Below are 22,253 nucleotides of genomic sequence, written 5' to 3' on the forward strand. Positions count from 1 at the left end.
GCCTCATCCGGCATGACGACAACAATTATCCTTCGAAGAACCAGTACCCGCTGTTTACCAGTGCAGCAAGCATTGCAAGGAAAGAGGGATCTTCCAGCGCATCATCGAAGTTTTCGGCTGTCAGCACAATATGGTTGGCCAGCGCCTCAAGGGCAGGTCGATGCGGAGAGTCAATTTTTTCACCGTTAGCGTAGACATCATCACCTACACGTAATACGCGCAATCCACCGAGACGCACCAGCACATCACCCTGTTTCAGGGCATCATAGATTTCGTCTGGCTGATAAGGCGGCTCTGGTGGGGCGATATCCAGCTCGTGACGAGACTGGGAAATAAACTCGCCAAACCACTGTTTAAAATGTTCAGGCTGGTTAATCAGCCCAAGCATCATTTCGCGCAGTTTGTCCATTTCCTGCGGCAGAACATCCGCCGGATGATCACGGGCTGGCAGATCCGGGTCGCTGTAGTAAGTGCTACCCAGCTCGCGTTGCAGAACGTAATCAGCAAATCCGCTGATAAGCTCCCGGGTATTGGGCGCGCGAAAACCTACCGAATAATTCATCGCGTTTTCCAGCGCATAACCTTCGTGCGGGAATCCTGGTGGAATATACAGAATATCGCCAGGCTCCAGCTCTTCATCAATAATGGCTTCAAACGGGTCGACCTGTAGCAGGTCCGGGTGCGGACAATGTTGCTTGAGCTGGAGTTTTTCACCCACACGCCAGCGACGGCGACCGGTACCCTGAATAATAAATACATCATACTGATCCAGGTGCGGGCCCACGCCGCCACCAGGTACCGAAAAGGAGATCATCAGATCGTCGATACGCCAGTCCGGTAACTCCCGGAAAGGGCGCATTAGCGCAGCGGTGGGTTCGTGCCAGTGATTGACAGCCTGCACCAGTAGCGACCAGTTGTTTTCGCCAAGGTGGTCATAGCTCTCAAAAGGACCGTGGCTAACCTGCCATTTACCGTCCTGATGGCTGACAAGTCGACTGTCTACTTCGCTTTCCATTGCCAGGCCAGCCAGTTCGTCAGGGGAGAGCGGATCAATAAAATTGTTAAAACCACGCTTTAAGACCACAGGGCGCTTTTGCCAGTGGCGTTCAAGAAAATCGGGCCAGTTGAGGTTTAATTGGTATTCCATAATGAGCATCCGCAGGCTGTTAGTTGCTCCGATTATAACGGATGCTTAACCAGATAAGTGATGTCTGCACATAAATATTACAAACAGCTTACTCGTCGTTTTGCCCCGGATGCTGACGGCCAAAAATAACTTCCATTCGTGCACCGCCTAACAGGCTGTCTCCGGCGATAATTTGTCCGTCATATTGTTCGGTAATTTCACGGGCTACCGCCAGCCCCACGCCCTGACCTGGTCGTAACGTATCAACACGCTGACCGCGATCAAATACGATTTCACGCTTGCTTTGTGGTATTCCTGGACCGTCGTCTTCAACCAGAATATGCAGGCGGTCCTCCGACAGTTGCGCTGAAATTTCGACGAACTCCAGGCAGTATTTACAGGCGTTATCCAGGACGTTACCCATCACTTCGACAAAATCATTCTGCTCGCCAACAAAGCTGATTTCGGGTGAGATATCGAGACTGATATTGACGCCTTTGCGCTGATACACCTTATTGAGGGCGGATGTCAGTTTATCCAGTAAAGGGGCAACAGGGTGCAGTTCGCGGCTGAGGAGAGCGCTACTGCCTCGCATACTGGCGCGATGCAGGTAATAGCCAATTTGCTGAGAAATACGGCTGATCTGTTCCAGCATAAGGGGTTCCGCATCACTCATGCTCATCTTTTCACTGCGCATAGAGCGCAATGTACTTTGCAATACGGCCAGCGGTGTTTTCAGACTATGCGTGAGGTCGGTTAAGGTAGTGCGGTACTTATCGTAACGTTCACGTTCGCTTTTCAGCAACCGATTGAGGTTGCGTACCAGACTGGTAAGCTCGCGCGTGGTTGCGGGGTTAAGCATCTCACGATGGTGCTCTTCGAGTTCACGGACCTCGCGGGCCAGTGATTCAATGGGACGTAAGCTCCACCAGGCGGCGACCCATAATAGCGGTATGACTAATAACAGGTTGGCTACCAGTACGTAGATAAACCAACTCCAGACCATATACGAGCGCTTCAGCTCAATAGGGATGGTATCGACAACGACAATAGTAAGCTGGGGCATTCTGGCCGTGGCAGGGTAAACGTTTACTGCGACGGAGTGGGTCATTTCGGCGTCGTCGTCATCTTCCCGGACTTCTTTAAGCTGCTGCTGTGCTGAATGATCCTCGCTGAGTAACGTGCTTGTCGCATTGACGTTGGCTTCAATCTCATGGAAGCCATTGGTTTTTAACCAGTCCGGACGAATGCTTTGTATCAGCCAGGGGACATCGCGTTGCGCCCATAGCAACTTGCCATTTTCATTATAAATCAGCGACATTGTGGGGCTTTGCATATCGAGATTTTCAGGCAGTTCGACGTTTATCTTACCGTTTTCCCATTTCGCAAGGGTGTAGAACAGATTACTTTCACCGCGCAACAGGCGGAAGGTTGTCTTATCAAAGCTCAGGCTGTAACCAACTAAAGCGACCATGCCATAGGCCAGAGAGAGCACCAGTACCACGCCTGCAGTAGCCAGCAAAAAGCGTACACGCAGCGATAGCGGGAAAAAATGTCGCAAGAATTTATTCATTAGCGCAGTTCGAAAAGGTATCCCTGACCACGTACGGTGGTGATCACTTCATTCGGATATTGAGCCTGAATTTTTTTGCGCAGACGTCCCATCAAAACATCGATGGTGTGGCTCTCGCGCAGCTCGGCATCCGGATAAAGCTGCAACATCAGCGAATCTTTACTGACCACTTTGCCGTTATTACGGATCAGCGTTTCCATAATGGTGTATTCGAAAGCCGTGAGCTTAATGACTTCGTCATTGACAGACAATTCACGACGTGAGAGATCAACCTGAAAAGGCGGAAGGGAGATAATTTGTGACGCCAGACCGCTGTTGCGGCGCATCAACGCCTGCATTCGCGCCATTACCTCTTCAATGTGAAATGGCTTGGTCACATAGTCGTCAGCGCCTGCGCTGAGCACTTCCACTTTGTCCTGCCAGCCTTCCCGGGCGGTTAATACGAGAATGGGAAGGGAGACTTCACTGCTGCGCCAGCGGCGGATCAGCGACAAGCCATCTTCATCAGGAAGTCCTAAATCGACGATCGCAATATCTGGCAGGTGTTCGTTAAGATAATAGTCTGCTTCCTTTGCATCCTCTGCGTCATCAACCTGGTGGCCTAAATCCTGTAACTGAACTTTCAGGTGGTGACGTAATAATGCATTATCCTCAACAACCAGTACGCGCATCATCGCTGCTCCATTAATTAACGGTATGAATAGTTTAACGCTGATTATGGTGCTGTGGGGATAAACATTTAATAAACCAGAAGGGATGTGAAGCGCCGGATGGCGGTAGAGAAAGCTTATCCGGCATCCGGGGGAGGCAGACAGGCCGGATAAACATAAGCGTCATCCGGCGCAGGAGAGATTATTTCAGCTCATCAACCATGGTGATAGCGCGACCAATATAGTTGGCAGGCGTCATCGCTTTCAGACGAGTTTTCTCTTCTTCTGGCAGTGCCAGACCATCAATAAACTGTTTCATGCCTTCGGCGTCAACACGCTTGCCTCGGGTCAATTCTTTCAGTTTTTCGTATGGTTTTTCAATACCGTAGCGGCGCATTACGGTCTGAATTGGCTCTGCCAGTACTTCCCAGTTATGATCCAGTTCGTCCAGCAGATGGTCACGGTTCACTTCGAGTTTACTCACACCCTTCAGCGTGGACTGATAAGCGATGAGCGCATAGCCAATACCCACACCCAGATTACGCAGGACGGTTGAGTCCGTCAGGTCACGCTGCCAGCGGGAAACCGGCAGTTTGCTGGCCAGATGCTGTAGCACCGCATTAGACAGGCCCAGATTTCCTTCGGAGTTTTCGAAGTCGATTGGGTTAACCTTGTGTGGCATGGTGGATGAACCAATTTCGCCAGCGATGGTTTTCTGTTTGAAGTGGTTCAGCGCGACATAGCCCCAGACGTCACGATCAAAATCGATCAGGATGGTGTTAAAACGCGCCACGCAATCGAACAGTTCGGCAATGTAGTCGTGCGGTTCAATCTGTGTGGTATACGGGTTCCACTGAATGCCCAGAGAGGTGACAAATTCTTCACTGAACTGATGCCAGTCAACTTCCGGGTAGGCGGCGATGTGGGCGTTATAGTTGCCGACTGCACCGTTGATTTTACCGAGAATTTCCACCTGATTTAGCTGGCGATACTGGCGTTCCATACGGTAGGCCACGTTAGCCATTTCTTTGCCCAGCGTAGATGGTGTGGCGGGCTGACCGTGGGTACGGGAGAGCAGGGGAATGTCGCGATACTGCACTGCGAGATCTTTCACTGCGTCGATAAGTTTGCGCCAGTAAGGCAGGATCACTTCGTCGCGAGCGGTTTTTAGCATCAGCGCATGAGACAGGTTATTGATGTCTTCAGAAGTACAGGCGAAGTGGATAAATTCGGCAACTGCGTGCAGTTCCGGGATATCAGCCACTTTTTCTTTCAGGAAATACTCAACTGCCTTCACATCGTGGTTGGTCGTACGCTCAATGGTTTTGATACGCGCGGCATCTTCTTCATTGAAGTTAGCGACGATCGTATCAAGGAAACCGATTGCGTCGGCAGCAAAAGCAGGAACTTCCTTGATCGCTGCGTGCGCGGCCAGTTTTTGCAGCCAGCGTACTTCAACTTGTACACGGAATTTCAGCAAACCGTATTCGCTGAAAATCCCGCGCAGCGCGCTGACTTTATCGCCGTAGCGTCCATCGACAGGGGAAACGGCGGTCAGTGAGGATAATTCCATAGATCACAACTCCGGGGTTAAATGAGCAAGAATTTGTTTTGCCTGAGTGGTCAGGCGATTACGAGAAAACATGAGTTGCAGACGGCCTCCACCAACCTGATGCCAGAGCACAGCGGCACGAATGCCAGCCAGAAGCGAAGCGCGTACTTTTGCCTGTACCTGCGGGCTCTGGAGGATGGCTGGCGAACCTGTTACCTGAATACGCGGACCGAGTGGGCTGATGACGTCAACGTAGATACCCGCCATTGCACTCATTAACGTTTCTGACTGCAAATCAAAATGGTCTAACTGGCGTTGCAAGCCGTTGATACGGTCTCCCAGCGTGTCCATTGCGCCTTTGGCTGCTGACAGCTTACGCTCCAGCACCATCAGGCTTAGTGTGTAGCGAGTGAGTTCCGCATTCAGCCCCTGACGGCTGCTGGCATTAAGTACGCCAAGCAGTGTTTCCAGTCCGAGACGTAAATTGGCTTCGCTACCACCAAATACGCCCAGCGTAGAGCTGGGGTTCATATCGATAACACTGTTCAGTGAAACGTGTAGGGCATCGGCATCACAGTGCCCCTGGTGTGCCAGTTGTTGCACCAGGCGTGCTGACTGGCAAATGCCTGCCAGGGCGAGGGTGATGTCATAATAATTCTTTGCCACGTTCACTGCTTCCTTGTATTAAACCAATAAAATAATTATACCGGCAGAGGCAAGCGCTGCTCGATAATACCGCCGCCGAGGCACACTTCACCGTTGTAAAAGACGGCTGACTGACCCGGGGTTACCGCTGCTACCGGCTCATCAAAAATAACTTCAATACGTTCGTCATCCAGTGCTTTAACGGTGCACGGAATGTCTGTCTGGCGATAGCGGGTTTTCACCGTACAGCGCATTGTGCCGGTAAACGGTTCGCGGTCGACCCAGTGTAATTGCTGTGCGATAAGGCCAACGGACATCAGACGTGGGTGTTCATGGCCCTGCGCGACAATGAGGATATTGTTCTCAACGTCTTTGTCGACCACATACCATGGATCTTCTGTACCTTCTTTCGTACCGCCGATGCCGAGACCTTTACGCTGACCCAGGGTGTGGTACATCAGCCCCTGGTGCTGGCCAATTTCTTCGCCATCAACGGTGATGATTTTTCCTGGCTGAGCAGGAAGGTAACGACCGAGAAATTCGCGGAATTTACGTTCGCCAATAAAACAGATACCAGTAGAGTCTTTTTTCTTCGCGGTAATCAAACCGAGATCTTCGGCAATTTTACGCACCTGCGGCTTGGACAGTTCGCCAACCGGGAACAGGCTTTGTGCAATTTGCTCATAACCGAGAGTGTAGAGAAAATAGCTCTGGTCTTTATTACCGTCGAGGCCACGCAGCAGGCGGCTTTTGCCGTCCACATCCGCGCGGCGAACGTAGTGACCGGTGGCGATGTAGTCAGCACCTAAATCTTCAGCGGCAAATTCCAGGAAGGCTTTAAACTTAATTTCTTTGTTGCACAGAATATCCGGATTCGGTGTACGACCCGCTTTGTACTCCTCAAGAAACAACTCAAAGACGTTGTCCCAGTATTCTGCAGCAAAGTTTACGGTATGCAGCTCAATGCCGAGTTTGTCACAGACAGCCTGTGCATCCGCAAGATCGGCGGCCGCTGTACAGTATTCCTCACCATCGTCCTCTTCCCAGTTCTTCATGAACAGGCCTTCTACCTGATAACCCTGTTGTTGCAACAGCCAGGCAGAAACGGAGGAGTCGACACCGCCGGACATGCCGACGATCACTTTTTTTGGGCTTTCAGACATAGGAATACTCACGACATTGAACTTCAAGGCGGCATATTCTAGCACGCAGCCCTTTACTTGACACCCTCTGTAAACGGCCAGTTAAATTCACCGATCATTGTTAGTGGGTACCGTTGTCCGCTCTGATAACAGCGGATACTCTCAGCAACCAACGGAGACCGCAGGTTTGGCGCAGCGATGATCTCTTCCGCACTCACCCAGCGACAGCAGTCTATATCGCTGTCATGAGGTTCAGTAGCGCACATATTGGCAAGCTCAATAGCGAACAGAAAACGCAAAAAGGGTGTTTTGTCAGGCGCGATCCACTGATGCATGCGAATGAAGTGTTGCGGCTGTGCCTGAATGCCGGTTTCCTCCCACAGTTCGCGCGCGGCAGCTTGTACCAGGGTTTCATCCGCCTCCAGATGTCCGGCAGGTTGGTTCCACAACGCTTTACCGTTGATGGTCTCCTCAACGACTAAAAATTTATCTTCTGCATGCACAATACAGGCTACGGTGACGTGCGGTTTAAACATGGTTCACCTCTTATTCTTCTTTAAAGCCTTCAGCTACATCTGGCCAGCTAATTTCGCCAGTGGTTTTATGGATACTGATATAGGCCATCGGAGGGGATGTTTGTGGATCGGCTGCACCTCGGCATAACTCCGTTTGATGGTCTTCGCGAACGATAATCTCAATTGCGTTCTTAGCATTCCAGCTCTCATAAAAAACACATTGATAGTCATGGCGCAAATCGAGGGTAGCGACTCGTGTCGCTTTATCCGTAGATAATGGATTAATGTCGTCGCGATAGCGGTCACCCTTGTTTAAAGGTTGCAGCTGTGATTTTTTTAACCAGCCGCGTACGATATGGCGATCGGCGGTGTAGTAGACTACTTCAATAAAATCATCTTTTGACTCTTCCTGAGCAGAAACGATGTCGCCGGGAATCAGGAAGGTGGAGCGGCTCCGACACTGCTCATCCGGCATCGAATAGAATCCTGCGCGCGTGCTGCCGTTTATCTGATAAAGGTTGCTTGCGGCTGGGGGCATCTTTTCGCGCTGTGACATCGCTTTATTTGCCCACGCCTCACATGCTGGGCTCACAGGTAGCGGATTAGTTAACGGTGCGAGCCCATCTACTGTGACCCAACCGGTAGCGAAGGTGCCGTTTGTGTCCCGATAACGGACATAACGAAAGGGTTCGTCTTTGGAAAGCATGCCTGTGCTTTCATAACGCTGCGAACTTCTCAGCACCTCTACTGTGTCGCTATTGACCAAAAAAGCGGGAAGCTGGCATTTGCTGGCTGGAGCGGAGTAGAAATGCAGCCTGGACCCAGTGTCCACTTTAGCAGAGGCGTAAAGATAATTTGCCTCTCCTGCCGCGATTCCGGCTATTCCTTCACAATCCTGATTTGCATAGCAAAATGGTGATATGCCGCACAGCATCAACGTTGCAATGATCCGTTTATCCATGATGTTGTTTCTTCCCTGTTAATGGTTGCATTAAGAGACGATGCTATGGCTGCACTTCCCGCCATTCACCGTTAGCAAGGCTTTCCAGGGTGTAGTTGCCCATCGCATAACGGATCAGACGCAGCGTAGGGAAACCAACGTGCGCCGTCATCCGCCTCACCTGGCGGTTACGACCTTCATACAAAGTGATTTTCAACCAACTGGTGGGAATATTTTTCCGCTCGCGTATAGGCGGATTTCTTGGCCACAACCACTCTGGTTCTTCAACAATCTCAATGCCCGCTGGTAGCGTTGGGCCATCGTTGAGCGTCACACCATTACGCAGGGCCTCCAGGGCTTCCGGTGTTGGTTCACCTTCTACCTGGACGTAATAGATTTTTCCGGTGCGCTTGCCCGGTTGTGTCAGACGGGCCTGTAGTGCTCCATCATTAGTTAGCACTAAAAGTCCTTCGCTGTCCCGATCTAAACGGCCAGCGGCATAGACACCCTGTACAGGAATAAAATCTTTTAACGTTCTTCGGCCCGCTTCGTCAGTAAATTGCGGCAAAACATCGTAGGGTTTATTGAACAAAACCACGCGTTTTGGCTGGTTTTCTTTACGCTGTTTAGTGACTTGTCGTGAGCTGAATCGCTCAACCCGGTGATTTCTAAAAGAAGTTTTTTGCATGGTATTTTCAGATTATATCAATTGCCGCATTATAGCCTAAGAACGAGTGTCTTTCATGGCGGCGAACAATAGGGTAGTATTGACACGCTCATTACAAATCATTAACAAAAGTTGCTCTAACGCATCCGTGTAGCAGGACGCAAACGCACATGCAGCGTGATGACAGACGAGCAGAACCAGAAGCGCTCGAAGGAGAGGTGAATGGAAAGCAAAGTAGTTGTTCCGGCGGAAGGTAAGAAGATCACCCTGCAAAACGGCAAACTCAACGTTCCTGAAAATCCGATTATTCCGTTCATTGAAGGCGACGGTATCGGCGTTGATGTAACCCCACCGATGATTAAAGTAGTCGATGCTGCTGTCGAGAAAGCCTATAAAGGCGAGCGTAAAATCTCGTGGATGGAAATCTACACCGGCGAGAAATCCACCCAAGTCTACGGCCAGGATGTCTGGCTGCCTGCTGAAACCCTTGATCTGATTCGTGACTACCGTGTTGCCATCAAAGGCCCACTGACTACGCCAGTTGGCGGCGGTATTCGCTCTCTGAACGTAGCACTGCGCCAGGAACTTGACCTGTACGTTTGCCTGCGCCCGGTACGTTACTACCAGGGCACCCCAAGCCCGGTTAAGCATCCTGAACTGACCGATATGGTCATTTTCCGTGAAAACTCTGAAGACATCTACGCAGGTATCGAGTGGAAAGCTGACTCGGCTGATGCTGAGAAAGTGATTAAATTCCTGCGCGAAGAGATGGGCGTGAAGAAAATTCGCTTCCCGGAACATTGCGGCATTGGTATCAAGCCGTGTTCTGAAGAAGGAACCAAACGTCTGGTTCGTGCAGCGATTGAATACGCCATCGCTAACGACCGTGATTCTGTTACCCTGGTACACAAAGGTAACATTATGAAGTTCACCGAAGGCGCATTCAAAGACTGGGGTTACCAGTTAGCGCGTGAAGAGTTCGGTGGTGAACTGATCGACGGTGGCCCGTGGGTTAAAATTAAGAACCCGAAAACTGGTAAAGAGATCGTGGTTAAGGACGTTATCGCAGATGCGTTCCTGCAACAGATCCTGCTGCGTCCGGCTGAGTATGACGTTATCGCCTGTATGAACCTGAATGGTGACTATATCTCCGATGCACTGGCTGCACAGGTTGGTGGTATCGGTATCGCTCCGGGTGCAAACATCGGTGACGAATGCGCACTGTTCGAAGCAACCCATGGTACCGCTCCGAAGTATGCAGGCCAGGATAAAGTGAACCCAGGTTCAATCATCCTGTCTGCTGAAATGATGCTGCGCCACATGGGTTGGGTTGAAGCGGCTGACCTGATTGTTAAAGGTATGGAAGGCGCGATCAACGCTAAGACCGTAACCTATGACTTTGAACGTCTGATGGAAGGCGCTAAACTGCTGAAATGTTCAGAGTTTGGTGACGCGATCATCGAAAACATGTAATGCGGTAATTTGTTAAATTCATTAACGGGAGCGTAATGCTCCCGTTGTTTTTTGTTAGGCTGCTAACGGTTATCAAAATTTTATCAAAATAAGTTATCAAAACTTCCTGGTAGTTTGGGGGAGGTTGGTCGGTCAGATGGAAGTTCTATTGCCAGGTTCCCATTAGGCATTCCTCAGTTTTTTATTATTTCTGGTGGACGCCCGTTAATATTTAGGTTCGCTCTTTGCCAAGTGCGGACGTTAATGACATTCATATGTTCTATAAAACGAGGAGTACTTATTACGGGCATTCCCCTGACGTTGCAGGTATTAGTGATGATTTTTTATATACTCAACAAAAGCCTGAAATGCTGCGGAGGCATATTTTCGATTGGAATAATAAAGATAGAAGCCGGGAAGATCTGTCAGCCAATCCTCAAGTAATGAAACGAGTTTGCGACTGTGTATATGGGGTTCAGCCATTTCATACAACACGTAGCTGATACCAGCGCCATTCAGTGCGAGACTTAGTGCAACATCGAGGTCATTTACCTCAAGCATTCCCTTCACATTAATCTCAATGCGCTCGTTATCTCGACCAAATTGCCACTGATAGCTGCGCCCACCAGGATAGCGAAACTGGATACAGGAGTGATTCAGAAGATCCTGAGGCTGCTTTGGGCTGGTATGCGTTTGGAGGTATTCTGGGCTTGCCACAACGGCGTAACGAACAGGCTGACCAAGTGGGATAGAAATCATGTCTTTTTCGATGATATCACTCAGCCTCACTCCGGCGTCGTATTCACTACTCACAATATCAACCAGATTATCGTCCTGAATTATTTCCACTCTGACGTCGGGATAGTCCTTGTTAAACCCAGCAACCAAAGGGGCGAGTCGGTAACGCCCCCCCAGCCTGACCGCGTTAATGCGTAGCGTGCCTATGGGTGTGGCACGATAATCATTTATTGCTTCAATGGCATCCATCGCATGATTGAAAAGTGGGGAAAGCGATTCAAATAATTTATGCCCGGCATCCGTTAGAGATACGCTGCGAGTCGTGCGATTAAATAATCGTACCTTTAATCGTTCCTCGAGCTGGCGGATCGAATGACTCATTGCCGAAGATGTCACGCCTGCGGCTTCTGCTGCCAACCGGAAACTACGAAAAGTTGCTACTGCGATAAAGGGTTCAAAATCGGAAATTTTAACATTCATTGCTGATTTAAACTCACTAACTCATAAAAATTAATGAGCTTAATTAAAGTTTATTTGTGTTCTAAAGTCACCTCATCAGCAACGTTAAATGAGGAAATATGATGAATTTCAAACTGACACAGCAGATTTTTATTGCCGGCGGATATGGGATGATAGGCAGTAATCTAGCCACCCAGTTGCGGACGCGTTTTCCGGATGCGAAATTAATCCTGGCAGGCCGCTCGCCGCAAAATGGCGAAAAACTTGCGGCCCAGTTGGGAAACGCCATGACTGTTTGTCTTGATTTGATGAGCGGGGAGCTTCCGCCGCTTGTATCGACTTCACAGCTTATTATCAGCGCCGTACCCGATCCAAAACATACGCTAGGTGAATACGCTATTCGCAACAATATTGCTTTTATTGATATTACGGTAGGGACTGCCGACGGCTATGCACCTCTACTGAACATGGCGCTGCTCCATCATGCGACTTCGCCGATCGTACCATTAGGTTACTATGAGGCGGGAATGTTTTTACCGCTGGTTGATAAACTTGCCAGCCAGTTTAATTCTGTTAAACGTGTACAGCTGACCGCAGTGCACGACCCAGAAGATCCTATAGGTAAAGTCACTGAAAAAGAGCTTAATCAGGCGATAGCTCCTGCATTTGTACGGGAAGATGGTATCTGGGGTTATACCGCTGAGCAGAGTAACATTTGCCTTATCAGTGGTGAATGTGTCGAGACTACGCCGTTTGGTATCCTGGATGTCAGCGCTATTGCGGCAATGACTCGTGCTGACAATATCAGGCTTGATGTCGCCGTGGGGACTTCAGAGGGTAAGAGAAATGCCACTCAAGCGTCGGTAGAACTGTATGTTGATATACAGGGTGTTAACGTGTCAGGCGCTTCAGAGTCCAAACGAATTATCGCTTCAGACCCACAAGGACAGGCGCATTTCACAGCCCTTGGCGTTACTATCGTCATCGAAGCGCTACTCAAAAGCCCATTGACCGGTTTTATGTTGCCAGAGCAAATAATGGATCAAGAGGCGGCCCTCACAGCGATGCAGGATGCAGGTGTCGTATTGATTACGGCCTAACCAGTTTTCGTACTCGTCATTTATGAGTTTTGATTCGTACAAAGACAAACTCATACCTACGGGGATTGATGCCAGTAAAAACACTTCAAGTAAGTCGTACTTACCAGAAGTAACTTATATCCCCCGAAAGGACTTTATTCAACGTATGCTTCTCGCTCATAGCGGATCTATACGGCTGTATGGCTTTAGCATGGTAGGCATTGAGAGTTGCCATTAGCGGTAACCATTTTGAATGGTCGGGTGGTTGTATTTACCCAAAAACGGTTATCAAAACCCTAAAACATATATTGATCATCAGTGGGTTATGAGAGTCCCAATAGTCAGTGAGATATATGGAAATTGATTAAATTATACTTTAATATCAGATTGTTGTGATTGAACGATCTAACTACTTCACCGACATATGGGTAGAAGTGGCTGACCTGATCGTTAAGGGTATGGAAGGCGCGATTAACGCGAAATCTATAACCTATAATTTCGAATGTCTGATGGACGGCAGCTAAGCTGCTGAAATGTTCGAGTTTGGTGACGCGATCATCGAAAAACATGTAATGCGATAATTTGTTAAATTTACTAACGGGAGCGTAACGCTCCCGTTGTTTTGGGTTAGGCTGCCAAAGGTTATCAAAATAAGTTATCAAACCCCCGCAGTAGTTTGGGGGAGGTTGGATGGTCAGATGGTAGTTATACCGTCAGGTTTCAGTTAGATATACCTCAATTTTTTTGCGGTTATTACTGGTGGATGTTCGTTAATACTCAGCTCCATTCTTGCCTGGAGCGGACGTTGTTTTTGATAGTTTTGCAAGAAATGAATTGTCATTTATCTGTGAATGACAACATATTTTGGGTTGTTTCTTACTATTTCCTATACTTACTTAGTAATGTTATAAATTAAAGAATAACTTTTGCCAAAGCGAAACCTACTGGGACTGCAGTCAATATAGAAATGCAGCCTGGCAAAAAGAATGGATGATTAATTATCTTAGATCCATTCCACCGATTACTTAAAAAAGATCCTGTATCATCAGTTGCAATTGCAAATGCAGTTGTTGGGTAAATATTAGTGAGATAAAGCGCGCTAACAGCGACGAAACTAGCTAATATTGCGTCAGCGCTAATGCCAATAGAAGCAGCAATGGGCATTAATAAAGCACATGTAGCACCCTGGCTGAACAACATTGCGCTGGTACAGAAAAAAACTACCGCCAGTAGTCCTGGATACATACGTAACATATCACTAGCTTGTATTTTTATCTCGTCGATATGGGCGCCAATAAGCGTGCTGCTTAACCATACAATACCTAACACCACAACCAGTGATTCAGCACCAGATTTAAATATAGGTGAGTTCTTCAGTTCTTTCATATCTAGTTTACAGATAAAAATAATTAGCGTGGAAACTATAAACATGGTAATGATTATTAAATCACGGGAGTTAATTGTATGTCCGATAACCGATTTAAACATCAACATGCAAACAACAAATACAACACCTACCAGGAATATTACTACCGAGGATTTAGCACTGGCGGGGATTTTACAGCTGATGTGTTTATTTATAACGACTTTATTTTCCTGCATGATTTTTTGGCAAACGGGATCGTTAGCCAGACTTTCACCTTGTCTGCTGGCGATGAAAGCTGCGACCAACATAGCAAAAAAAGCGGTGGGAAAAACAATCAACATAGCATCACCAAAACTGACTCCCATTATCTCCACGGTGCCATACATAATTGCCGTGGCTGCAGAGATTGGTGAGGCTGTAATACCTAGCTGTGAAGCTACAACGGCAGAGCTTAATGGTTGGCTGGGTCTAATGCCGTTATCTTTTGCAACTTCCTGAATCACATTCATGACCGACATGGCGGTATACCCCGTACCGGAAAGTACAGTCAGGATAAAGGTCACTGTTGGCGCGAGAATATTTAGGTAACCTGGGTTATTGCGTAATAATTTCTCTGTCAGAGTTACTAAATAATCCATTCCACCAGCCTGTTGCATTGCAGAGAGCGCAACAATAGTAGACAGAATAATGAGCATGACGTCGACAGGTGGAGCACCAGCCGGAACATCAAAAATAAAAACTGAAATTGCTAATCCGATCCCGCCAGCAAACCCTACGCCAATTCCCCCCCAACGGGCGGCAAGCATGATAGTTCCCAGCAATAACACGATATGTAACATCACCATAAAATTGACCTGTTTTTATTTATAATTCTCGCAAAAGGGATGGTTAGGTAATGAATATAAATATTCATTACCTCCGGTTAAAACTGATTATTTATTTAATTGATAAACTACGAAATATTCATTTCTTTTTGATAGCGTTTAATCACTGCTGTACTTTTTTGTGGATCGGTCATATTCATTGGATCAAGCAAATAATCTGCCTGTACTGGCGTCAGCAGCTTTTCTGCTAACACGACCTGCTTTACACTGGTCCGTTGCTGAAACGCAGCCTTGGCAATTCGAGAGCCAACCTGATAGCCAAACAGTGTTGCGATAATGGTCGCAAGCGCTGTACTTTCCTCTGCATAACGAGCGCTCACTTCTTCATTGATCGCGATATCCTTCAGGCACTTGTCAATAAATAAAGGTATCCCTTTAGTCAATAACGAGCAGGATTCAAAGAGCGCTTTCAACAGCACCGGTTCCCACACGTTCAGATCAAGTTCACCACCCTCAACAGCCATCGTCACAGTTAGGTCATTGCCAATCACCTGATACGCAATTTGATTTATCAGTTCGGGCATTACAGGATTAATTTTGCCTGGCATAATTGAAGAGCCCGGTTGCACCGCAGGGACAATAATTTCATTAAAGCCAGCTCTTGGTCCTGAACCCTGAATACGAAAATCGGTAGCCATTTTGGAGAGAAACGCAGCTATTTTTTTAAGCTGTGCGGAAAATTCAATATAAAAGTCACCGTGCTGGAGACCATCAAAGAAATCTTCTTCCGGGGTATATTTATCACCAGTAATAATTTCCAGCCACTGATAAACTGCCGGGATATATCCTTCGTGAGTGGACAATCCCGTACCTATAGCTGTCGCTCCCAACGGTAAAAATAATGCTTCTTCTCTGACTTCCACCATTTTTGCTTTAAGTCTGCTTACCTGCGTGCGATAAGCGCCAAATTGCTGGCCAAACGTCATCGGCACTGCATCTTGTAAGCAGGTTCTCCCTAATTTCACCTTGTCAGCAAACAGGCAACTTTTTTCTGTTAACACTGCTTCCAGTTTTTCCAATTGGACTAACAATTGATCTATATTCATGCGGCTGGTCATTTTCATTGCCGCTGGGATGACGTCATTCGTTGACTGTCCCATATTTACGTGGGTATTCGGGTGAATCTCATCATATCCACGTTTTCCGGTAATTAGCTCATTAGCACGGTTTGCGACCACTTCATTCATGTTCATGTTGGTTGAAGTGCCGCCGCCTCCCTGAAAAACATCAATGGGGAAATGGGCATCAAAATCACCGGCCATTACCTCCTTCAATGCTGTAACGATGGCCGACGCTTTCTGCTGATCCAGCGCACCAATTTGTCTGTTCGCCTGTGCTGCCGCTTGCTTGATTGCGGCGATAGACCATAAAAAGTGTGGGATTTCTCCTGCTGTTTTGCCCGACACTGAGAAATTCAGCACCGCACGTTGTGTTTGAATACCGTAGTAAGCTTCATCTGGCACCATTAAAGTTCCTAATAAATCCTTTTCTTCACGCATTTCTGTTTCTCTTGTGTATTAAGGTGGCTATACCTTAATTTAGTGATATGACAGATAGTTTGAAGTAGCTCAAAGAAAAAATACCATTTAAAAGTTAGATAGATACTATTAAAAAATGTAATGTTAAGGGATGAGAATGAAGGATATTAACTTCGATTTTAAGCAATTACAGGCATTTTTAGCCGTGATAGACACAGGCTCATTTACAGCTGCAGCCAGGAAACTCAACGTGACTCAGTCATCAATTTCGCAGCAGGTTGCAAACCTGGAGGTAGGATTAAATACTGCTCTGGTCAACCGTTCACAGCGACCAATCCAGATGACAATTGCCGGGCAAGCACTCTACCCGCTAGGAAAAAAAATTATTGATAACGGTGTTCACCTGCAAGAACATATCAATGCAATAAGCGACGGACATATTTCGAATCTGAAAATTGGTTTTGTGGATTCAATTAGTAAAACCGTTGGCCTGGATATCCTTAAGTTTCTGCAACCACAGGTTAAGCATATTTTTCAGGTGACAGGCACAGCATCTGGATTGCTCCAGGCGCTTAATAAGGGGGATATTAATCTGGCTGTAACCATGTTACATACTGAAATGCCGCCCAATGTTAGAATGTACCCGTTGATTGAGGAAGAGTTTCTATGTATTTGTCCCAAAACATGGCCGGAAACAGAGTTGGAAGAATTATGTAAGCAGCGGAACTACATTGCTTATACCCAAAATACGCCAACGGGAATCCAGACACTCAACTGGCTAAAATGGCAAAACTTTTCTCCTGCCATTCAGTTTGAAATGGACAATGCTGATGAGATTTTGAAACTGATAGCCTGTGGTTACGGGTGGACGTTAACTACGCCGCTGTTTATTACTACTATTCCAGCTTTTTCTGACTCGCTAAAGATCATCCGGATCAAAAAACGTAAAGAGCGTCGCAAAATTGTTCTGTTGTGCAAAAATGACGAGTTTTCGGTTTTTTATAAAAATCTGGCATTTGAGATTCGTTCGATACTGGAAACGAAACTGGAGCAGGAGTTTTATAACCAGGTGGATTTGGATGCTAATTTGCCATCATAAATATGTATACGAACATAGCATCTCTCCGACACAGTAGGTGTTTTTGTCTGGATTATCACTTTTGTTTCTCTTGCCTTATGTATTATTGCTGCAGATCAATTATTAAGAAAAAACAAAAGAACCAGAAGGAAGTTCGGAAGTAGCTTATCTACAATATTAGCTATTGATAAAATCAAAGTAACATTTCGTAAAGTTTGGATGTTTTATTTCTCATAGACGAGTATTTACATATTATGATATAATATGACGGAAAAAACTGGCAGGTTATTAACCTGCCAGTAATGTAAATAAATTGTCGAGGAGAGCATTCCAGTGGGACGTAAATGGGCCAATATTGTTGCTAAAAAAACGGCTAAAGACGGTGCAACGTCAAAAGTATATGCAAAGTTCGGTGTGGAAATCTATGCTGCTGCTAAACAAGGCGAACCAGATCCAGAATCAAACTCATCTTTAAAATTCGTTATTGAACGTGCAAAACAAGCACAAGTTCCAAAGCATGTTATTGATAAAGCAATTGATAAAGCCAAAGGTGGCGGAGATGAAACGTTCGTGCAAGGGCGTTATGAAGGCTTTGGGCCAAATGGTTCAATGATTATCGCTGAAACCTTGACATCAAATGTTAACCGTACGATTGCTAATGTCCGCACTATTTTCAATAAAAAAGGCGGGAATATCGGAGCGGCAGGTGCTGTCAGCTATATGTTTGACAATACTGGCGTGATTGTATTTGAAGGCACAGACCCTGACCATATTTTTGAAATTTTGCTTGATGCTGAAGTTGATGTTCGTGATGTAACCGAAGAAGAAGGAAACATCGTTATTTATACTGAACCTACAGATCTTCACAAAGGAATTGCAGCTCTAAAAGCAGCTGGAATTACTGAATTCTCAACAACAGAATTAGAAATGATTGCTCAATCAGAAGTTGAGCTTTCACCAGAAGATTTAGAAATCTTTGCAGGACTTGTTGATGCCCTTGAAGATGACGATGATGTACAAAAAGTATACCATAACGTTGCAAATCTCTAATTATAAATTAAAGGAATCTGTCATTCTGGCAGATTTTTTAATTTCATAAATTTGTATAAAAAACATATCTAGCCAGATATATTAATGATGACAAATAGATAAAAACTGCTATCTTCCAAAAGAAATTCCATTAATGGAAGACGCAATCAACGCCAAAACCGTAAGTTATGATTTCGAACGTCTGATGGGCGGTGCTAACCCGCTGGAATGTTCAGAGTTTGGCGACGTGATCATCGAAAACATGTAATCCAGATTCTGGGTTGTGGGAGAACGGGAACCGAACGGTTCCCGTTTTTTTGCCTGTCGATCCTTATCGTTTATGGCCTGCACGATGATAAGTTTATCAACATCCAACTTTTATATGTGAAATATTATTGAAATAACTTCGGTTACAATATTTTGTTATATATTGACTAATAAACTTATACATTTTTGCAACGTTCTGTGTCGGGCAATGTTTAGAGCAGGTGCTTTGCAAATGAATGTCTACATTATTTCATGCGCAATACTCGCAGTCAGAATAATCCCATTAAGGGGTGGGTTGTAAAAACTGTTTGCATATCTGATATGCGTGGTGATATTTATTAATACAGCAAAGATGCATTTGGTTTGCGTGTTAATAGCATGTTTAAGATAAACTAAATGCCATGTTTTTGTCGTTAGTAATCTGCCGTCATGCAAATAAATGTCAACATTGATTCCATCGTGAGTCAGAAGTCTATATTTATTAAGATGTTAAATTCGACTTGTGAATGAAAGTAAAATATGCGGTTTATCATTGTGAAGTTGTTATTTTTTACGGAGTTAATGTCTATATTGCCAGAGTGTTTCAGGTTACTGAATGAAGAGCTTCCATTGAGAAAGGGCCGGGATTAAAGGGCGTCCAATATCAGATGAAATAGTTTGTGCTGACAGAAAACTTGAAGCATGTCGTGCGGGCTTTGATACCGCTGAAAATATTTAAGAGGTAATATTATGAAGAAGTTAATTGCTGTGGCTATTGTTGCTGTAATTCATACATCACCGGCTTTAGCTATTAATGCTCAATACCGCGCTCAGCTTGAGCGTTCCGGTTGTACTGAAATGAATGCAGGTACCACTTGTAATATTCACAAAACTGCAGAGCAGAATGAGCGAAATGCTCGTCGTCACGGAGGATATAATTCTCCGGATGTAATCCGCGCGCATTTAAATCAGATGGTTGTGGGATCCTTTCGTGGGGAAGCTGTTGATGTAATGGAGTCTGATGGGTGGACACGTATCTCTCAGGACGGTAGTAAATATCGTAAGGATGACCGTTATGCGACTCTGGTTTGGGGACAGGATGATGCTGTTGCATCGGTAGTTGTTCGCTAATTTATAATAAAAGAGACACAACACATGAAAAAGTTAATCACATTTATTGTATTCACGACTTTATTGTCTGGCTGTTCTGCGGACTTCGCACAACGTTATGCAGATGCAAAGCGTGACCAGGAGCGTAAGGAACATCACCATCATGAACATCAGAACGACGATTACACCAGTTCCGATGGATATCGCATGGTTACGAGACACGGTGTAACTCTTCCTGATTGCGAGGAACTGCCGGATGCGAGTCAGGCAGATAATGGTGGACGCTGCTGGTATAAGTAAGACAGCCATTTTTATACTCAGAACCGCTATCTCGCAGATTCATCATTCTTTAAGATTTCAATCTCCGGTTTGTACAACCTGAGCCTCCTGCGCCATCGGAGAACCCTTGGCGCAAAATCCCCCCAGATAATGACGTTGATCGATGACAGCATTTTCTTTCTTTCACTAATAGGGCTTTAATATTTTGATATAAGATTATCAGCCAAATTTACTGTATGATTTGCAGTGGCTTACAATAAATTTCATCCTCTTTTTATTGGGAAACTTCACTTGTTCTTCTGTGTGTTGGAAGAAGTAATGAGTCAGGATGAAACTAAAGCTTGCGATGTTTGGTTAACCATGCGTTAATGGTTGTGCGGTTTGATACAAAATTATCTGAAGTAGTTATTGAAGTATTTCTCTTCACTTTCACCTCTTAAGAATCCTTTTGGTTTTTTCTGATAAATTTTTTTCGGACCATTCTGCCTAAGGGCTTACTCATAAAGGTAATAGTGATGTCTAATAAAATGACTGGTTTAGTTAAGTGGTTCAATCCTGAGAAAGGATTTGGATTCATTACTCCTAAAGACGGTAGTAAAGATGTGTTTGTCCATTTTTCTGCCATTCAGGGAACCGATTTTAAAACTCTGAATGAAAATCAGGAAGTCGAGTTTGGTGTGGAACAGGGACCCAAAGGCCCATCGGCAGTTAATGTCGTGACACTTTAAGGTAACTGTTATTACTAATCATATTCACTTCCGGTGTCCATGTTGTCATGGTTCTCAATACAGAACATCGACTTTCGATGTTACTGACAGAAATCCTTTCGGGGCAAAATGTATTTTTTGCAAATCTACAATGATTACATTTGATAATATTGCACTGTACATTCGTTCCGGCCAGGCTCCATTGGATTTCAGGAAATAATTTTATTGGGCTCCTTTATGGGGCCTTTTTTTCAACCTGTTAAAAGGTGTTCCAGTCAGGAGCATCATGGTGCGGTTATGAAAAAAGTGATTGTTTTTTTTAACACAGAACCAGCGGTTACTGTGTCATTGATGGAAGGCATCACCACGATATTACGTGAGTATCCAAATGGTGAGAAAGCTCACCTAACCGTGATGTCAGCTGGCTTCCCTTCACTAACAGGAGATCATAAAGTGGTCTATGTTGCCTCTGATCGTGATGTTAGTTCTGATGAGATTCTTGAGGCTGCATCGAAGTTGTTGTAATGGCTGTCGGGCGTTTTTACTACCAAGTTGTATAAACTCTTCTGCTGTTGTTTCATCTATGAACAATTCTTGTCTAACTAATAGACAGTAACTCTGTGGTTATTGAATCTTCTTACTGAATAGTCTATAGATATCAACGGTTGCATATACTCGTCGTACTTCAGGTTGCATATATGCTAGCTGTGCTTGTCCATCCGGATCACTTACCGGAGTCAGGTCCCCGAGATCGTCTCGCTGGCTGTCTTCCTGCAACTCGATTTATTTAGAGTATAGTTAAACTGAATCATACCTACTGGCGCGTTGATGCCGTTACAGACCAGAAGAGGTGCATAGTGAACGTCGAAGATTTGAAACGTAAAACTGAAACAGATATATCTGAATTTATCACAAAGAAAATAGCTGAGCTCAAAAAAAAGACAGGAAAAGAAGTTTCTGACATTCAGTTTATTGCTCGTGAGAAAATGACGGGTCTTGAAAGTTATGATATTAAGATTAAATTGATCTAGTTCCCCAAAGCAATTCAACATTATCAAAAGCATCATCATCCATTAGATGTGATGCTTTTTTGCCCATGAAAAACTGCAGTGAATTTTATCCTATCAGTTCAACCGCCAGGTCAGTCCATCTTGTTTAAAACGGTTCTTTCACACATAGTGTGTAGTCAGATTTAGCCTGGAGGTTCGAATGTTAAAAGTTATTGCCGAAGATTTCATAAAAGTTGAGTGTGTTGATATCGTTATCCCTCTGTATCATGAGCTGGTATCGGCAACGAAAAAAGAAACTCTCTGCATTTCTTATGATTTGTATATTGATGAAAAGGATCCGGGACACTTTATTTTTATCGAAGAATGGCCGGACCATGCAGCACTCGACGAACACTGTGCAAGTGAACATTTCAGAAGGCTTGTGCCATTAATTGATCAACATAAGCGGCAGGATGCTCGTTATATTCTTATGAATTACTTAGTGAGCGCAGATGGCTCGTAAATCTGATACGGTATTATGCTAAGTTA

At 45.6% G+C, this 22,253-nt stretch carries 23 protein-coding genes and 2 pseudogenes; 13 read left to right on the forward strand and 12 right to left on the reverse strand.

The features are described 5' to 3' along the window. Positions 1 to 25: 25 nt before the first annotated feature. The 9 genes from roxA to rluE form a co-directional block, all read right to left on the reverse strand. The gene (roxA, locus tag AACS05_RS09305; RefSeq protein WP_045441843.1) at positions 26 to 1,147 is read right to left on the reverse strand and encodes a [50S ribosomal protein L16]-arginine 3-hydroxylase; all 1,122 of its coding nucleotides are present in this window, start codon (positions 1,145 to 1,147) and stop codon (positions 26 to 28) included. 88 nt (positions 1,148 to 1,235) lie between these two features. Then, on the reverse strand, positions 1,236 to 2,699 hold the full coding sequence (gene phoQ, locus AACS05_RS09310) for a two-component system sensor histidine kinase PhoQ (protein WP_045441845.1): 1,464 nt from the start codon (positions 2,697 to 2,699) through the stop codon (positions 1,236 to 1,238). Then, the gene (gene phoP, locus AACS05_RS09315) at positions 2,699 to 3,370 is read right to left on the reverse strand and encodes a two-component system response regulator PhoP (protein ID WP_045449570.1); all 672 of its coding nucleotides are present in this window, start codon (positions 3,368 to 3,370) and stop codon (positions 2,699 to 2,701) included. The genes phoQ and phoP overlap by 1 nt, the downstream gene beginning before the upstream one ends. Positions 3,371 to 3,551: 181 nt before the next feature. After that, the gene (gene purB, locus AACS05_RS09320) at positions 3,552 to 4,922 is read right to left on the reverse strand and encodes an adenylosuccinate lyase (protein WP_045441847.1); all 1,371 of its coding nucleotides are present in this window, start codon (positions 4,920 to 4,922) and stop codon (positions 3,552 to 3,554) included. A gap of 3 nt (positions 4,923 to 4,925) precedes the next feature. Next, on the reverse strand, positions 4,926 to 5,567 hold the full coding sequence (hflD, locus tag AACS05_RS09325; protein ID WP_045449571.1) for a high frequency lysogenization protein HflD: 642 nt from the start codon (positions 5,565 to 5,567) through the stop codon (positions 4,926 to 4,928). A 35-nt stretch (positions 5,568 to 5,602) separates the two neighbouring features. Continuing rightward, positions 5,603 to 6,709: a tRNA 2-thiouridine(34) synthase MnmA gene (gene mnmA, locus AACS05_RS09330; protein WP_045441850.1), complete on the reverse strand. Its 1,107-nt coding sequence runs from the start codon at positions 6,707 to 6,709 to the stop codon at positions 5,603 to 5,605. 53 nt (positions 6,710 to 6,762) lie between these two features. Continuing rightward, positions 6,763 to 7,224, reverse strand: coding sequence for an NUDIX hydrolase (locus AACS05_RS09335; RefSeq protein WP_045441852.1), 462 nt, complete (start codon positions 7,222 to 7,224; stop codon positions 6,763 to 6,765). Positions 7,225 to 7,234: 10 nt separating this feature from the next. Then, on the reverse strand, positions 7,235 to 8,164 hold the full coding sequence (locus AACS05_RS09340) for a hypothetical protein (RefSeq protein ID WP_045441855.1): 930 nt from the start codon (positions 8,162 to 8,164) through the stop codon (positions 7,235 to 7,237). 43 nt (positions 8,165 to 8,207) lie between these two features. Then, entirely contained in the window at positions 8,208 to 8,831 is a 624-nt protein-coding gene (gene rluE, locus AACS05_RS09345) for a 23S rRNA pseudouridine(2457) synthase RluE (protein ID WP_045441858.1), read from the reverse strand. Positions 8,832 to 9,032: 201 nt separating this feature from the next. Here rluE and icd point away from each other — a divergent pair, with 201 nt between their 5' ends. Continuing rightward, positions 9,033 to 10,283: an NADP-dependent isocitrate dehydrogenase gene (icd, locus tag AACS05_RS09350; protein WP_045441860.1), complete on the forward strand. Its 1,251-nt coding sequence runs from the start codon at positions 9,033 to 9,035 to the stop codon at positions 10,281 to 10,283. A 309-nt stretch (positions 10,284 to 10,592) separates the two neighbouring features. Here the strand turns inward: icd and AACS05_RS09355 are convergent, their stop codons facing one another. Then, the gene (locus AACS05_RS09355) at positions 10,593 to 11,480 is read right to left on the reverse strand and encodes a LysR family transcriptional regulator (RefSeq protein ID WP_045441863.1); all 888 of its coding nucleotides are present in this window, start codon (positions 11,478 to 11,480) and stop codon (positions 10,593 to 10,595) included. A 101-nt stretch (positions 11,481 to 11,581) separates the two neighbouring features. Here AACS05_RS09355 and AACS05_RS09360 point away from each other — a divergent pair, with 101 nt between their 5' ends. After that, positions 11,582 to 12,559, forward strand: a complete 978-nt coding sequence (locus AACS05_RS09360; protein ID WP_045441866.1) for a hypothetical protein — start codon at positions 11,582 to 11,584, stop codon at positions 12,557 to 12,559. Between the two features lie 404 nt (positions 12,560 to 12,963). Then, positions 12,964 to 13,119, forward strand: a pseudogene (locus AACS05_RS24940) (NADP-dependent isocitrate dehydrogenase); the annotation flags it as partial. Between the two features lie 331 nt (positions 13,120 to 13,450). Here the strand turns inward: AACS05_RS24940 and AACS05_RS09370 are convergent. Both AACS05_RS09370 and AACS05_RS09375 read right to left on the reverse strand, forming a co-directional pair. Next, positions 13,451 to 14,749: an anaerobic C4-dicarboxylate transporter gene (locus AACS05_RS09370; protein WP_045441872.1), complete on the reverse strand. Its 1,299-nt coding sequence runs from the start codon at positions 14,747 to 14,749 to the stop codon at positions 13,451 to 13,453. 107 nt (positions 14,750 to 14,856) lie between these two features. Beyond that, positions 14,857 to 16,287 (reverse strand): aspartate ammonia-lyase, encoded by a 1,431-nt coding sequence (locus AACS05_RS09375; protein WP_045441875.1) that lies wholly within the window; start codon positions 16,285 to 16,287, stop codon positions 14,857 to 14,859. Between the two features lie 136 nt (positions 16,288 to 16,423). Between AACS05_RS09375 and AACS05_RS09380 the strand changes: the two genes are divergently transcribed. The 10 genes and pseudogenes from AACS05_RS09380 (at position 16,424) to AACS05_RS09420 (ending at position 22,227) form a co-directional block, all read left to right on the forward strand. After that, a complete protein-coding gene (locus tag AACS05_RS09380) occupies positions 16,424 to 17,365 on the forward strand; it encodes a LysR family transcriptional regulator (RefSeq protein ID WP_045441878.1) in 942 nt (313 codons plus the stop codon). A 312-nt stretch (positions 17,366 to 17,677) separates the two neighbouring features. Beyond that, positions 17,678 to 18,394, forward strand: coding sequence for a YebC/PmpR family DNA-binding transcriptional regulator (locus tag AACS05_RS09385; protein WP_045441888.1), 717 nt, complete (start codon positions 17,678 to 17,680; stop codon positions 18,392 to 18,394). A 133-nt stretch (positions 18,395 to 18,527) separates the two neighbouring features. Then, positions 18,528 to 18,641: pseudogene (locus AACS05_RS24945) on the forward strand (hypothetical protein); the annotation flags it as partial. Positions 18,642 to 19,369: 728 nt separating this feature from the next. Beyond that, a complete protein-coding gene (locus AACS05_RS09390; protein ID WP_045441890.1) occupies positions 19,370 to 19,750 on the forward strand; it encodes a hypothetical protein in 381 nt (126 codons plus the stop codon). Positions 19,751 to 19,774: 24 nt separating this feature from the next. Beyond that, on the forward strand, positions 19,775 to 20,029 hold the full coding sequence (locus AACS05_RS09395; protein WP_045441892.1) for a membrane lipoprotein lipid attachment site-containing protein: 255 nt from the start codon (positions 19,775 to 19,777) through the stop codon (positions 20,027 to 20,029). A gap of 494 nt (positions 20,030 to 20,523) precedes the next feature. After that, positions 20,524 to 20,736: a transcription antiterminator/RNA stability regulator CspE gene (cspE, locus tag AACS05_RS09400; protein ID WP_045441895.1), complete on the forward strand. Its 213-nt coding sequence runs from the start codon at positions 20,524 to 20,526 to the stop codon at positions 20,734 to 20,736. A gap of 10 nt (positions 20,737 to 20,746) precedes the next feature. Further along, positions 20,747 to 20,935, forward strand: a complete 189-nt coding sequence (ymcF, locus tag AACS05_RS09405) for a cold shock small protein YmcF (protein ID WP_071829076.1) — start codon at positions 20,747 to 20,749, stop codon at positions 20,933 to 20,935. A 77-nt stretch (positions 20,936 to 21,012) separates the two neighbouring features. Continuing rightward, the gene (locus AACS05_RS09410; protein WP_045441897.1) at positions 21,013 to 21,240 is read left to right on the forward strand and encodes a hypothetical protein; all 228 of its coding nucleotides are present in this window, start codon (positions 21,013 to 21,015) and stop codon (positions 21,238 to 21,240) included. 332 nt (positions 21,241 to 21,572) lie between these two features. Then, positions 21,573 to 21,746: a GnsA/GnsB family addiction module toxin gene (locus AACS05_RS09415; RefSeq protein ID WP_045441900.1), complete on the forward strand. Its 174-nt coding sequence runs from the start codon at positions 21,573 to 21,575 to the stop codon at positions 21,744 to 21,746. A gap of 178 nt (positions 21,747 to 21,924) precedes the next feature. Further along, positions 21,925 to 22,227, forward strand: coding sequence for a putative quinol monooxygenase (locus AACS05_RS09420; protein WP_045441902.1), 303 nt, complete (start codon positions 21,925 to 21,927; stop codon positions 22,225 to 22,227). Positions 22,228 to 22,253: the final 26 nt, after the last annotated feature.

Origin of the sequence: Citrobacter sp. S-77, assembly GCF_963864895.1 — a bacterium.
Lineage (GTDB): Bacteria > Pseudomonadota > Gammaproteobacteria > Enterobacterales > Enterobacteriaceae > Citrobacter > Citrobacter murliniae.